Here is a 13,519-nt window from a genome sequence, read left to right as displayed (position 1 = left end):
GGATCCCGCCCCCCAGCCCACCGGCCCGCAGACAAGGGGGCGGGTGGGCAAACACCGCCCGACCCCACCCCCTCGCGGGGGAGACAGCCGGCCCGCGCCGCGAGCCGGCGTACGGCGGGCGCCCGCACCGCAAGGCGCGTACGGCTACCCCCGCAGCGCCCCCGCCAGCTGGGCCAGGAACGCCGAGACTGCCGCCGGGCCCGGGAGGACGAGGTCGGCTCGGGCCGCCAGTTCCGGGACTTCCGCCGAGCCGCTGCAGACCAGGAGGCCCGGGAGGCCGTCGGCGCGGCGCTTTTCGACCGCCGAGTACGCCGCGAGGTCGCCCAGGTCGTCGCCCGCGTACAGGACGGCTTCGGCGCCGCGCTCGGTGAGGAACTCGGTCAGTGCGACGCCCTTGTCCATGCCCGGCGGGCGCAGCTCCAGGACGGCGCGGCCCGGCTCGACCATCAGGCCGTGGCGGGCGGCGAGCTCCGCGAGGGGTTCGCGGAGGGCGTCGAAGGCGGCCGCCGGGTCTTCGGCGCGGCGGGTGTGGACGGCGAGTGCCTGGCCCTTCTCCTCGATCCAGGTCCCGCGCCACGCGCCGATGGCGTCGAGGAAGCCGGGCAGCTCGGCCCGTACGGCGGCGACGCCGGGGTGTTCGGCGGGGGCGCGGACGATGCCGGTGACGGCGTCCCAGCGTTCGGCTCCGTAGTGGCCGAGGACGACGAGGTGCTCCAGTCCGGGGATCCCGGCGAAGCCGCCGTGGCGTACGGCGACGCCGGCCGGGCGGCCGGTGACGACGGCGACGGCGTCGACCTGGGGGGCGAGCTCGGCGAGGGCCGGTACGGCGTCCGGGTGGGCGCGGGCCTGGTCGGGGTCGGGGACGATCTCGGCGAGGGTGCCGTCGAAGTCGAGGGCGATGACGGCTCTGCGGGGTGCGCGGAGGAGGGCTTCGAGTCCCTCGCGTCCGGCTGCGGTGGCGGGCACGGGCATCGGCTGCGGATCGTGCGGCTGGCTCCCCATACGGACGACCCTACCGGCGTGGCGTGCACCCCGCCCAGGGTTCCCCGGGGCCGCCCTACCGCCGGGCCCGCTGGGCGGCGCGGATGCGGCGGAGGCGGTTGATGGTGCCGGGGGCGTGGGCGAGGGCGCGGGGGTCGTCCATGAGGGCGTTGAGCAGCTGGTAGTAGCTGACCGGGGTGAGGCCGAGGGCCTCGCGTATCGCGCGTTCCTTGGCGCCGGGGCCGGGCCAGCTGCGGCTTTCGTAGGCGAGTACGGCGGCCTCGGCGGCGGTCAGCGGCGCGGGGGTCGCCTCCGCCGCCGCGCCGCCCGTGTCACCCGCCTGCCCGCCATCCGTCATACGGCCAGATTAACGGCGCCCACCGACAGCCCTCCGGGGAAGGGTCAGCGTTCCCCGTCCGCCTTGCGCGCGGCGACGGCGATCTCCTCCAGGACCTTCGCGGGCTGTCCGCCCGGTGCGACGGTCTTGCCGATGTTCTGCTTGACGTCCTCGCTGACCCCGGCCCAGGACTTCTTGCCGACGGGGTAGAGCCGGGCGTTGGGGAGGGCCGTGAGGAAGGTCCTCAGCTGTGTGGCCGAGCCGCCGGTGCTGCCGGCCATGGCCCGGTAGCCGCTGGTGGTGACGGGGAGGAGGTCGTACTGGTTGGTGAAGGTGGTCACGTTCTTCGCGGAGAAGAGGTGGTCCAGGAACTTCCCGGACTCCTTCTTGTGGCCGTTCTTGAAGGCCATGACCCAGTCGGCGACGCCCATGGTGGAGTGGTCGGTGCCGTCGATGGTGGGCATGGTGACCATGCCGAACTTCACGCCCTTGCCGGCGGCCTGCTTGAGCAGGGTGGGGTGGCCGTTGAGCATGCCGACCTCTCCGCGCGTGAAGGCGTCGAAGGCGGCCTGGCGGTCGAGCTTGGCCGGTTCGACGGGGCCGGTGAGCTGCTGGCCGACCATCTTGTCGCGGAGGAACTCCAGCGACTTGATGTTCTCCGCGGAGTCGATCGAGTACGCCTCCTCGTTGTCGGTGTAGCCGCCGCCGCCCGCGAGCAGCCACATCATCGTCTCGGCCTGGGCCTCTTCGCGGCCGAGCGGCAGGGCGAAGGGGGTGGGGACGTTGGCGGCCTTGAGCTTCTTGGCGGCGGCCTCGATGTCGGCCCAGCTCTTGGGCTGCCAGGGGGTGCTGCCGTCCTTGGGGATGATGCCGGCGTCGCCGAGGAGCTTGGTGTTGTAGAAGAGCAGGCGGGTGCTGGCGACGAACGGCATCCCGTACTGGACCCGCTTGACCTTGCCCGCGTCGGCGAGGGGGGCGAGGAAGTCGGCCTCGGTGGTGACGGAGAGCAGTTCGTCGGCGGTGTAGAGCTTGCCGGCTTCGGCGTAGTCGGCGTAGGCGCCGATCTGGGCGATGTCGGGGGCCTTGCCGGCCTTGACCATCGCGGCGACCTTGGCGTCGACCTCCGACCAGGAGTAGACGCTGACCTCGACGTGGACGCCGGGGTTGTCCTTCTCGAAGGAGGTGGCGAGGTTCTTCCAGTAGCCGGCGGAGGAGTTCTGCGGATTGTCCCCGTAGTCGGCCGCCACGACCCGCAGGGTCACCTCGTTGTCCCCGGTGAGGCCGGACACGGTTCCGCAGCCCGCCAGTGTCGCCACGGCCAGGCACAGTGCGGCGCCGGTCGCGGCCGGCCTCAGGTAACGGCCCTTCACAGTTCTTGATCCACCCCAGGTTGTACGTACGATCCGACGTAAGGTCTACACCACTTTGGCAGCTCCTCCACATCCGGAACGGGGTGTGCCGCGGACTGTTTCAAGACTGTGTCCGTTGGGCGGTCCGAATTTGTATGGCCGGTCAACAATCCCCTCCAATGGACTAGACCTTTCCCCGCCGAGCACGCGAGACTGTCTGCTGTGAAACCCGTGAAACACGTCATCGCCCTCGATGTGGGCGGCACCGGGATCAAGGCCGCCCTGATCGGCGCGGACGCATCCCTGCTGCACGAGGCACGCCGCGCCACCGGCCGCGAGCGGGGCCCCGGCGCCGTCGTCGAGACGATCCTGGACTTCGCCGCCGAGCTCCTCGACCTCGGCCGCGAACGCTTCGGCACGCCCGCCTCGGCCGCCGGCGTCGCCGTCCCCGGCATCGTCGACGCCGAACGCGGCCTCGCCGTGTACGCGGCGAACCTGGGCTGGCGGGACGTACCGATGCGCGACCTGCTCACCGCCCGCCTCGGCGGGATCCCGGTCGCCCTCGGCCACGACGTCCGCACGGGCGGACTCGCCGAGGGCCGCATCGGCGCGGGCCTGGGCGCCGAACGCTTCCTCTTCGTCCCGCTCGGCACCGGCATCGCCGGAGCCATCGGCATCGCCGGCCGCATCGAGGCCGGCGCCCACGGCTACGCGGGCGAGATCGGGCACATCGTGGTCCGCCCGGGCGGCCCCGCCTGCGGCTGCGGCCAGCACGGCTGCCTGGAGACCCTCGCCTCCGCCGCCGCCGTCAGCCGCGCCTGGGCCACCGCCTCCGGCGATCCCGACGCCGACGCCGCCGACTGCGCCAAGGCCGTCGAGTCCGGCGACGAGGCCGCCCGCGAGGTCTGGCTGGCCGCCATCGGCGCCCTCGCCGACGGCCTGGTCACCGCGATCACCCTGCTGGACCCGAGCACCCTGATCATCGGTGGCGGGCTCGCCGAGGCGGGGGAAACCTTGTTCACACCACTGAGGACGGCCGTCGAGGAGCGCGTGACGTTCCAGCGGCTGCCCGAGATCGTTCCGGCTGCCCTCGGGGACACCGCCGGATGCCTGGGCGCAGGGCTGCTCGCCTGGGACCTACTCGCCACGGAGGTACCTGCCTGATGTCCGGAAGCGCACAGAGCACCGTTCTCTCCGGCGCGAGGGTGGTGCTGCCCACCGGGATCGTGGCGGGCGGCCGCGTCATCGTCGAGGGCACCCGCGTCGCGGGCAGCGCGCCCGAGGACGCCACGGCCGTCGACCTCTCCGGGCACTGGATCGTCCCCGGCTTCGTGGACATGCACAACCACGGCGGCGGCGGCGCCTCCTTCACCTCCGGCACCGCCGAGGAGGTCCTCACGGGCGTACGCACCCACCGCGAGCACGGCACCACCACCCTCGTCGCCTCCACCGTCACCGGCGACCTGGACGAGCTGGCCCGCCGCGCCGGACTGCTCGCCGAGCTCACCCAGCAGGGCGAGATCGCCGGCATCCACTTCGAGGGCCCCTTCATCAACCCCTGCCGCAAGGGCGCCCACAAGGCCGACCTGCTGCGCGACCCCGACCCGGCCGAGGTCCGCAAGCTCGTCGACGCCGCGCACGGCGCCGCCCGCATGGTCACCCTCGCCACCGAACTCCCCGGCGGCCTGGACTCCGTACGGCTGCTGGCCGAGCACGGGGTCATCGCCGCGATCGGCCACACCGACTCCACGTACGACCAGACCCGCCAGGCCATCGACGCCGGCGCGACCGTCGCCACCCACCTGTACAACGCCATGCCCGGCCTGGAGCACCGCGCGCCCGGCCCGATCGCGGCGCTGCTGGAGGACGAGCGGGTCACCGTCGAGCTGATCAACGACGGCACCCACCTGCACCCGGCGATGCTGGAACTGGCCTTCCACCACGCGGGCGCGCACCGCGTCGCGCTGATCACCGACGCGATGGACGCGGCCGGCTTCGGCGACGGCACCTACCACCTCGGCCCGCTGGAGGTGGAGGTCAAGGACGGCGTCGCCCGGCTCGTCGAGGGCGGTTCCATCGCCGGCTCGACGCTGACCCTGGACACCGCGTTCAAGCGGTCGGTGACGGTGGACCGGCTGCCGGTCGAGTCCGTGGTCCAGGCGATCTCGGCGAACCCGGCCAAGCTGCTCGGCCTCTACGACGAGGTCGGCTCGCTGGAGCCCGGCAAGTACGCCGACCTGGTGGTCCTGGACGCCGCGTTCGACGTCAAGGGCGTCATGCGGCGCGGCGAATGGATCGTCAGCCCACTGGACTGAACCGGCCTTTCATACGGCGCAAAGGGGGCGGCCCGCCCAGGGGACTGGGATGGCCGCCCTCTATTTGGCATGATCCCGGCACACACCAAGACCGGGGCTGGCCATGATCCTCACCGTGACGCTCAACACCGCGCTCGACGTCACCCACCGGGTGCCGCGCATGCTGCCGCACACCTCCCACCGGGCCACCGGTGTCACCGAACGCGCGGGCGGCAAGGGCCTGAACGTGGCCCGGGTGCTCGGCGCGCTCGGCGAGGAGGTCACGGCGACGGGCTTCGCGGGCGGCGCCACCGGGCGGACCGTGCGCGAACTCCTCGCCGGCGCACCGGGGGTGACCGACGCCCTGGTCCCCTGCGCGGGCACCACCCGGCGCACCCTGGCCGTCGTCGACGAGAGCACCGGCGACACCACCCAGTTCAACGAGCCCGGCCCGCCGATCTCCGCGGCCGAGTGGGCCGCCTTCCTGGAGCGGTACGCCGAACTCCTCGCCGGCGCCCGCGCGGTGGCCCTGTGCGGCAGCCTGCCCCCGGGCGTGCCGGTCGGCGCGTACGCGGTCCTCGTGCGGGCGGCCCGCGCGGCCGGGCGGCCCGTGCTGCTCGACACCAGCGGCGAGGCCCTGCGCCGCGGGGTCGCCGCCCGGCCGGACATCATCAAGCCGAACGCGGCCGAGCTGGCGGAGCTGACCGGCGCCCGCGACCCGCTCCCCGCCACCCGTGACGCCCGCCGCCGGGGCGCCCAGGCGGTGGTGACCTCCCTGGGCCCCGCCGGGCTGCTCGCCGCCACCCCCGACGGCACCTGGGAGGCGGCCCCGCCCCGCCCGCTGCGCGGGAACCCGACCGGTGCGGGCGACTCCGCCGTCGCGGGCCTGCTCTCCGCCCTGACCCGGGGCCTGGACTGGCCCGGGCGCCTGGTCCGTGCGGTGGCCCTCTCCGCGGCCACCGTGCACGCCCCGACGGCGGGGGACTTCGACCCGCGCACGTACGAGGAGATCACCCCGCAGATCAGGGCCGTGCCGCTGCCCGCCCCGTAGCCGCGCGGGAAGGGCAGGGCGCGGGAACGGCCGGGGGAACGGCCGCGGGAACGGCCGGGGGAACGGCCGAGGGGGAGACGCACCGCGTGCGTCTCCCCCTCGTGGCGTCCGTCGCCGGAACCGGCCGTCGCGCCGGAACCGGCCGTCAGCCCTTGGCCCAGCCCGGGCTGAGGCGCAGCTGATCGAATATGGCTTCGCACTGGTTGCCGGCCTCACACGAGATCTTCATCGTGTTCGTGCCCTTCTTGAGGGTGACGAAGGCGTAGGTCCGGGTCCAGCCCTTGTCCCAGACACCCGCCTCGGCCTTGGAGAAGTTGGCCAGGTTCAGGGACTGCGTGGGGGTCTGCCCGTTGATCGTCAGCGTGACCTTCGCGTCCTTGCCCGGCACCGCGTAGTTGACGTTCAGCGTGTAGTCCCCGGCTTCGGGCAGCTCGGCCGTCCAGGTCAGGGCGGCGCCCGTCTGGTTGAAGTTGCCGACGTACTGGCCGCCCGAGCTCTTGGACCCGGAGACGCTGTTCTGGAGCGTCGCCCCGCCGGTGAGGGCCATGCCGGCGCCGGCGGCCTCGCCCTTGGGCAGCGGGGCCTTCGAGGGCTCCGGGGACGCGCTCGGCGCCGGCTCGGACTTATTCGAGGGCTGCACCGACTGGGTCGGGCCGACCGCCTGGTTCTTGTCGCCCTTGTCCTTGTCCTTGCCGAAGACCACGGCCGCGCCGATGCCGATGCCGACGGCCGCGACCACCGCGACCGCCGCGATCAGCATGCCCCGGCGGCTGGAGCCGCCGCCGCGGCCGCCGCGACGGGGCGGTACGGGCTGGCTGTGCGCGGTCTGCGCGGACGGCTGCTGCGGGACGCCGTAGCCGCCCGCCTGGAGGGCTTCGGGGGCCTGGTACTGGGCCTGGTAGGCCTGCGGGGGCTGCTGCTGCGGGACGGCGCCGCGCTGGCCGCCGTACGTCCGCTCGCCGACCGTGCGCACCTGGTTGTACGAGGTCCGGGGGACGCCGGGCTGCGCGCCGGGCGGTCCGCCGGCCGTCGGGCCGGGGTAGCCGTATCCGCCACCCTGACCGGGCGGGGTGGCTCCGGCGGCCTGGCCGTCCGCGTAGAGGTAGCCGAACGGGTCATCGTCCCCGGGCTGGTTGGCCCCACCGTGCGGGCCGTTGTTCGCGGGCGTCGTCATCGCAGGTCACTCCTTTCGACCCACGGGAGCCTACCCCGAACACGTGCGCACACGGGCGGCGCTCGGACTCAGCCGGCCCGCCGGTGCGCCTTGGAACGGGACCTCTTCTCGATGTACATGCGCTGGTCGGCGGAGCGCAGCACCTCGTCAGCGGACATCCCGCAGCTGGCCCAGCCGATGCCGAAACTCGCGCCCACGCGGACCGCGCGGCCGTCGACCCGGATCGGCGGGATGATCGCGTTGCGCAGCCGTACGGCGAGGTCGGCGGCGTCGGCGGCGCCCAGGCCGTCGGCGAGGACGACGAACTCGTCACCACCCAGCCGGGCGACGGTGTCACCATCCCTGACGCCCGTCGTCAGGCGGCGGGCGACCTCGATGAGGACGGCGTCGCCGGTGTGGTGGCCGAACCGGTCGTTGATCGACTTGAAGCCGTCGAGGTCGCAGAAGAGGACGGCGAGCCCCTTCGTGCCGTCGTCGATGTCGGTGGCGGGCGCCACCGTGTGCACGTGGTGGTCGAACGGGCCGTCCGGGCTGCCCGGGAAGGCGCCGGGGAAGTCGCCCGGGAAGTCGAAGGCGTCGGCCGCCTGCCCGGCCGCGGGGGCGGCGGGGGCGGCGGGGAAGCCGCTGTCGTAGGCGTGGTACTGCCCGGGGTGCTGCCCCTCGGGTGGAAAGCCGTGCTCGCCGGCACCACCCGCCTCGGGGCGGCCCTCGTAGGCCGCGTCCAGCGCCTCGACCGCGCCGGCCCGTACGGACTGGGGGCGGCGACAGAGGCGTGCGCCGAGCCGGGAGCGCAGTTCTGCGCTGTTGGGGAGGCCGGTGAGGGAGTCGTGGCTGGCGCGGTGGGCGAGCTGGAGCTCGTGCCGCTTGCGCTCCTCGATGTCCTCGACGTGGGTGAGGAGGAAGCGGGGGCCGTCGGCGGCGTCGGCGACGACGGAGTTGCGCAGCGAGACCCATACGTACGTGCCGTCGCGCCGCCCGAGGCGCAGTTCGGCGCGGCCGCCCTCGGCGGAGGTGCGCAGCAGGGTGCCGATGTCCTCGGGGTGGACGAGGTCGGAGAAGGAGTAGCGGCGCAGCACGGAGGCGGGCCGGCCCAGCAGGCGGCACAGGGCGTCGTTGGTGCGCAGCAGCCGGCCGTGCTGGTCGCCGCCCATCTCTGCGATGGCCATGCCGCTGGGCGCGTACTCGAAGGCCTGCCGGAACGACTCTTCACTCGCCCGCAGTGCCTGCTGCTCGCGCTCCAGCCGGACGAGGGCCCGCTGCATGTTCGCGCGCAGCCTCGCGTTGCTGATCGCAATGGCGGCCTGGAAGGCGTACATCTGGAGCGCTTCGCGCCCCCACGCGCCGGGGCGGCGCCCGTTGCGCGGCCTGTCCACCGAAATGACACCCAGAAGTTCCCCGCCGGTCGCGTACATGGGGGCGTAGAGCCGGTCCTCGGGGTGCCACTCGTCCTGGAAGCGCGGATCGGGGCCGTCGGTGTGCCACTGGGGGACGTCGTCCTCCATCAGGACCCAGCCCTCGGTGTGCGGGATGAAGCGCAGGCCGTCCCAGTCCTCGCCCATGGTCAGGCGGCGTTCCCAGGCGGCGCGGGAGCCGACGCGGCCGGTGATCAGGGCCTCGGCGGCGGGGTCACCTGCGAAGGCGGCCACGACGAGATCCCCGTCGGGGCGTACGAGGTTGACACAGGCGAGTTCGTAGCCGAGGCCCCTGACGATGCCGTCCACGACGGTCTGCAGGGTGTCCGCCAGGCTCCGGGCCGTGTTGAGCTCGGCCACCACCTGGTGCAGCTGCCGCAGGGTCGCAAGACGGACGTACGGCTCCGACTCGGTCTCCATTGCTCGCTCTCCCCGAGACCTCGACAGCAACTCCAGGTTTGTCATCGGCGTTTCGTTGCGGTGTCCCGTCCACTGAATCACAGTGAGCTGTGCGGCAGGTACACAGGGTCAACAAATCTTGCCCTCTGTGACTCAAGTCACATGAGATGAAGAAGGGCCGTGCCGAGAGGGGCGTACGGAGTGGGAGCGCTCCCCCTCCTTCCCGGCAGCAAACGATACGCCCGGCCTAGGCCGCGGGGCGGGGACGCGGCTCGGACCAGGGCCCGATGTGCGCCGCACGGGGGCGGGACTAGCGTTCGGTACGTGCCCAAGACGACCCCCGTACACCCGGCCCCCGTGCTCACCACCCCCCATCCTGAGGGGGTGAGCAACGACGAGTTCCGGGCCGCCATGTCCCGGCTGGCGGCGGGCGTGTGCCTGATCACCGCGCAAGAGCCGCCCCTGAGCGCCGACGGCCCGCGCGGCGAGGACGTCGGCATGACGGCCACCGCTTTCATGTCGGTCTCCCTGGACCCGCCGCTCGTCCTGGTCAGCGTCCGCGAGGGCTCCCGGATGGACGACCTGCTCGCCGAGCAGCCGCTGTGGGCGGTCTCCCTCCTCGCCGACAGCCAGCTCCAGGTGGCCGGCCGGTTCTCCATGAAGAACCGGATCAGCGACCGGCTGCTGTTCGAGGGCCTGCCGTACGTACGCGGCGCCCTGTCCGGCGCACCCCTGCTGACCGGCGCGCTCGCCACCCTGGAGTGCCGCACCGAGTCCCGCGTCACCGCGGGCGACCACACCCTCGTCGTCGGCCGCGTCCTCGGCGCCGGCCTGCCGGTCCCGGACGCGCCGCCGCTGACGTACTTCCGCGGCCGCTACCGCCACCTGGCCCCGTAGGACCCGGGAGCGGGCGGCTACCAGTCGCGCGAGCTGCGGTTGCGCTTGGTCTCGCCGCGGGCCTTCTTCTCCCGCAGGCGCCGCTCGTTGATGCCCCGGGGGATCTTCGTCGCCCGGCGCGGCTTCGGCGGCGGGGCCGTGGCCTCCGCCAGCAGCGAGGTCAGCCGGACCAGGGCCATCTCCCGGTTGCGGAACTGCGAGCGGTGCTCGGAGGCCCGTACCGTCACCACCCCGTCCACCAGCCGCGACGCGAGCCGCTCCAGCGCCCGCTCCTTCCACACCTCCGGCAGCGCCTTGGTCGCCGCCAGGTCGAACAGCAGCTCCACGCGCGAGTCCGAGGTGTTGACGTGCTGACCGCCCGGCCCGGAGGAACGCGAGAACCGCCAGGCGAGCTCCGCCTCGGGGAGCACGACGGAACCGCGGATGACATAGGGACCAGGCATGGCCCTATGATCGGCCCCCGCCCGCGCCGCCGTCACGCGCATTTCCGCGTCAAGGAACCTCCGCGCCCCCTCGCCGCGTTATGAAGGGCAGCGGTAACTTGACCCCACATCGCGGTCAAGCGTCGAGGAAGGACACCAGTCAAAATGGCAGTAAGCCTGTCCAAGGGCGGCAACGTCTCGCTCTCGAAGGAGGCCCCGGGCCTCAGCGCCGTCACGGTCGGCCTCGGCTGGGACGTGCGCACGACGACCGGTGTCGACTTCGACCTCGACGCCTCGGCCATCGCGGTCAACGCGATGGGCAAGGTCGTCTCCGACGGCCACTTCGTCTTCTTCAACAACAAGTCCACCCCGGACCAGACCATCGTCCACACCGGCGACAACCGCACGGGCGCGGGCGCCGGCGACGACGAGGCCATCAACGTCAACCTCGCGGGCCTGCCCGCCGACGTCGACAAGATCGTCTTCCCGGTGTCGATCTACGACGCCGAGACCCGCAGCCAGAACTTCGGCCAGGTCCGCAACGCCTACATCCGCGTCGTGAACCAGGCCGGCGGCGCCGAGATCGCCCGCTACGACCTCTCCGAGGACGCCGCCACCGAGACCGCCATGGTCTTCGGCGAGCTCTACCGCAACGGCGCCGAGTGGAAGTTCCGCGCCGTCGGCCAGGGCTACGCCTCGGGCCTCGTCGGCATCGCCCAGGACTTCGGCGTCAACGTCTGACCCGCGTCCCACCGGGCCCACGGGCCCACGGGCCCGAAGCCCCCTGCCGGCCCGCGCCGGGAGGGGGCTTCGCGGCTTCGCGGCCGTGCGGCCTACGCCTTGGGGCGGCCCTCCCCGTACAGCCACACGTCCCACACCTTCTTCAGGTCGTGGCCCGTGCGCCGCTCCGCGTACGCCGTGAAGTCCGCGGTGCTCGCGTTGCCGTACCGGTGGTCGGCGACCCAGCCGCGCACCAGGTCGAAGAACTTCTCGTCCCCCACCTCCTGCCGGATCCGGTGCAGGACCATCGCACCCCGGTAGTACACGGGCGCGTCCGAGACGTGGTCGGCGCCGGGCGGCGCGGCGGGCGGGAACGCCGCCCAGTCCCCGCCGGCCTGGTCGTCGACCGAGGTGTCACCCGTCAGGAACGCCTCGAAACGGCGCTGCGCGCTCACCCCGCCGTGGTCCTCGGACCACAGCCACTCCGCGTAGGTGGCGAAGCCCTCGTTGAGCCACATGTCCTTCCAGGTCTTCGGCGAGACCGAGTTCCCGAACCACTGGTGGGCCAGCTCGTGCAGCACGAGCAGCTCGTCGGGCGCGCCCGAGTAGACGGGCTTGGTCTGCGTCTCCAGCGCGTACGCGAGGGTCCGCGCGGGCATCACGATCGAACCGGCCGTGCCGAAGGGGTACGGGCCGAACTTCGCGCTGCCCCACTCCACGATCTCCGGCAGCCGCTTCAGCGCGGCCTCGCTGCCCGCCGCCTCACCGGGAGCGACGGCGTCGTACACCGCCACCCCCGACGGGGTCCGACCGGTGGTCACCTTGAACTTGCCGATGGCCACGGTCGCCAGGTAGCTCGCCATCGGCTCCGGGCTGTGCCACGCGAACTCGGTCCGCCCGTCCCCCACCTCCCGGCGGGAGCGCAGCTGCCCGTTGGACACGGCCTCGTACCCGTCCGGGACGGTGACCGTCACGTCGTACGCGGCCTTGTCGCTCGGGTGGTGGTTGCCGGGGAACCAGCCCATCGACCCGACCGGCTCGCCGACGGCCACCGCACCGTCCTCGGTGGTGATCCAGCCCTCGTGCGACCCGTCGGGATCCACGACGGGCTTCGGCCGCCCGGTGTAGTCCACCGTCGTACGGAAGACCTCGCCCTTCTTCAGGTCCTTGGCCGGGCGCACCGTCAGCTCGTTGCCGGTCCGGTTGAACCGCGCCCCCGCGCCCTGCACGTCCACGCCCTCGACCTTCAGCCCGCTCAGGTCGAGGTTGAAGGAGCTGAGCCCCTGCTCGGCGCGGGCGGTGATGACGGCCGTGCCGTGCAGCTGCCCGTCGGCGGGGTCGTAGGCGAGGTCCAGCGCGTAGTGCTCGACCTGGTAGCCGCCGTTGCCCGCCCGCGGGAAGAACGGGTCCCGCAGCCCGGACGCACCGGGCCGCCCCTGCACCGTCGCGCCCGTACATCCCGTCGCGAGGACGAGCAGGGCGGTGACGGCGGGGACGGCCAGGCGCTTGAGTTCCACGCCCCGATCCTAAGGAGCGGAGCCGGAACTCACTTCTGCAGGGACTCCACGCCGGCCTTGGCGAACTTCTCGTCCAGGTCGCCGCTCGGGGCGCCGGCCACGCCGATGCCGGCGACCGGGGCGCCGTTCGCCTGCACGGGGGCGCCGCCGCCGAGGAAGAGGGTGCCGGGGATGTCCTTCAGGTTCGGGGTCTGCGCGAGGCGGCCGACGAGGACGGAGGTCGGGGCGTTCCAGGACACGGCGGTGAAGGCCTTGCGCTGCGCCGACTCGTAGGACTGCGGGCCCGCACCGTCGCCGCGGAGGGTGACGATCGTGTTGCCGTTGCGGTCGACGACGGCCACGGTGACCTTCTGGTTCTCCTTCTCGGCGGCCTCCAGCGCGGCCTGCGCGGCGCGGGTGGCGGCACCGATGGTGAGGTGCGTGGAGGTGGTGAAGTTCTTGTCCGAGTCCTTCTTGGCCGGCGCGGCGGGGGTGGCGCTGGCGCTGACGGCGCCGAAGGTCCCGGCGCCGAGGACGACGGCGAGGGCGGTACCGGTGAGAACGCGGGTGCGGGTGTTCATGTCAGCTCCTGTTGGGTCGTCGGCTTGGCTCCCTCCAAGCCTCGCCCCGCCCCCTGCCCCGGCCCCTCCCCGTACCGGCTCGGCCCGGCGACCGCACCGGTTGACCCGGGGGTCATCCGATCGGCCGATGCGGTGGGGCGGACCGCCCGTTTGGCTGTTCTTCACGCGGCGCTCGCACGGCTCGGCCGCGGGCGGCCTCCCCGGCTTCGCGCCGCTGCGCCGGACTCCGTCCGGCGGGTGCGGGGCGGGGCCGGTGCCCGTGGCCGGGGCCGGTGGCTCGTCTGCGGGTGGGTGGGCCGCTGCGCGGGCGAGGTCCCCTACCCGCCCTTCCACCGTTCCCAGGGGCTCCGCCCCTGACCCCGGTCCTCAAACGCCGGACGGGCTATAGACAGCCCCGCCGGCGTTT

The 13,519-nt window shown here is 73.3% G+C and carries 13 protein-coding genes; 5 read left to right on the top strand and 8 right to left on the bottom strand.

Annotation, left to right across the window (positions count from 1 at the left end; genetic code table 11):
* Positions 1–144: 144 nt before the first annotated feature.
* From otsB to ACQKM2_RS39895, 3 genes are read right to left on the bottom strand one after another with little or no spacing between them, the layout of a single operon-like run.
* Positions 145–1,002, bottom strand: coding sequence for a trehalose-phosphatase (otsB, locus tag ACQKM2_RS39905; RefSeq protein WP_427718902.1), 858 nt, complete (start codon positions 1,000–1,002; stop codon positions 145–147).
* Between the two features lie 55 nt (positions 1,003–1,057).
* A complete protein-coding gene (locus tag ACQKM2_RS39900) occupies positions 1,058–1,339 on the bottom strand; it encodes a DUF3263 domain-containing protein (protein ID WP_427718899.1) in 282 nt (93 codons plus the stop codon).
* A gap of 44 nt (positions 1,340–1,383) precedes the next feature.
* Positions 1,384–2,673 (bottom strand): extracellular solute-binding protein, encoded by a 1,290-nt coding sequence (locus ACQKM2_RS39895; RefSeq protein ID WP_427718907.1) that lies wholly within the window; start codon positions 2,671–2,673, stop codon positions 1,384–1,386.
* 225 nt (positions 2,674–2,898) lie between these two features.
* On the opposite strand from ACQKM2_RS39895, the gene ACQKM2_RS39890 reads away from it, so the two are divergent.
* From ACQKM2_RS39890 to ACQKM2_RS39880, 3 genes are all read left to right on the top strand, one after another.
* A complete protein-coding gene (locus ACQKM2_RS39890) occupies positions 2,899–3,831 on the top strand; it encodes an ROK family protein (protein WP_427718904.1) in 933 nt (310 codons plus the stop codon).
* The gene (gene nagA / locus ACQKM2_RS39885) at positions 3,831–4,982 is read left to right on the top strand and encodes an N-acetylglucosamine-6-phosphate deacetylase (RefSeq protein WP_427718897.1); all 1,152 of its coding nucleotides are present in this window, start codon (positions 3,831–3,833) and stop codon (positions 4,980–4,982) included. Before ACQKM2_RS39890 ends, nagA begins: the two co-directional genes overlap by 1 nt.
* A 103-nt stretch (positions 4,983–5,085) precedes the next feature.
* Positions 5,086–6,012 carry a 1-phosphofructokinase family hexose kinase gene (locus ACQKM2_RS39880; protein WP_427718895.1) on the top strand — a complete coding sequence of 309 codons (927 nt, stop codon included), beginning with the start codon at positions 5,086–5,088 and terminating at the stop codon, positions 6,010–6,012.
* Positions 6,013–6,157: 145 nt separating this feature from the next.
* Here the strand turns inward: ACQKM2_RS39880 and ACQKM2_RS39875 are convergent, their stop codons facing one another.
* Both ACQKM2_RS39875 and cdgB read right to left on the bottom strand, forming a co-directional pair.
* Positions 6,158–7,186 carry a CBM35 domain-containing protein gene (locus tag ACQKM2_RS39875; protein WP_427718893.1) on the bottom strand — a complete coding sequence of 343 codons (1,029 nt, stop codon included), beginning with the start codon at positions 7,184–7,186 and terminating at the stop codon, positions 6,158–6,160.
* Between the two features lie 68 nt (positions 7,187–7,254).
* Positions 7,255–9,018, bottom strand: a complete 1,764-nt coding sequence (gene cdgB, locus ACQKM2_RS39870) for a diguanylate cyclase CdgB (protein WP_427718891.1) — start codon at positions 9,016–9,018, stop codon at positions 7,255–7,257.
* A gap of 303 nt (positions 9,019–9,321) precedes the next feature.
* On the opposite strand from cdgB, the gene ACQKM2_RS39865 reads away from it, so the two are divergent.
* Entirely contained in the window at positions 9,322–9,894 is a 573-nt protein-coding gene (locus ACQKM2_RS39865) for a flavin reductase family protein (protein WP_427718888.1), read from the top strand.
* Between the two features lie 17 nt (positions 9,895–9,911).
* Here the strand turns inward: ACQKM2_RS39865 and arfB are convergent, their stop codons facing one another.
* A complete protein-coding gene (gene arfB, locus ACQKM2_RS39860) occupies positions 9,912–10,337 on the bottom strand; it encodes an alternative ribosome rescue aminoacyl-tRNA hydrolase ArfB (RefSeq protein WP_427718885.1) in 426 nt (141 codons plus the stop codon).
* 144 nt (positions 10,338–10,481) lie between these two features.
* Here arfB and ACQKM2_RS39855 point away from each other — a divergent pair, with 144 nt between their 5' ends.
* Positions 10,482–11,057: a TerD family protein gene (locus ACQKM2_RS39855; RefSeq protein WP_362469626.1), complete on the top strand. Its 576-nt coding sequence runs from the start codon at positions 10,482–10,484 to the stop codon at positions 11,055–11,057.
* Between the two features lie 92 nt (positions 11,058–11,149).
* Here ACQKM2_RS39855 and ACQKM2_RS39850 read toward each other — a convergent pair whose 3' ends face one another.
* Together ACQKM2_RS39850 and ACQKM2_RS39845 are read right to left on the bottom strand one after the other, a co-directional pair.
* Positions 11,150–12,553: a M1 family metallopeptidase gene (locus tag ACQKM2_RS39850; protein ID WP_427718883.1), complete on the bottom strand. Its 1,404-nt coding sequence runs from the start codon at positions 12,551–12,553 to the stop codon at positions 11,150–11,152.
* A 29-nt stretch (positions 12,554–12,582) separates the two neighbouring features.
* Positions 12,583–13,113, bottom strand: coding sequence for a GlcG/HbpS family heme-binding protein (locus tag ACQKM2_RS39845; RefSeq protein WP_427718880.1), 531 nt, complete (start codon positions 13,111–13,113; stop codon positions 12,583–12,585).
* Positions 13,114–13,519 lie beyond the last annotated feature (406 nt).

It is taken from the genome of Streptomyces sp. NPDC004126 (genome assembly GCF_050275515.1).
Classification (GTDB): Bacteria; Actinomycetota; Actinomycetes; order Streptomycetales; family Streptomycetaceae; genus Streptomyces.
This window is presented reverse-complemented; position numbering and strand designations above follow the sequence as displayed.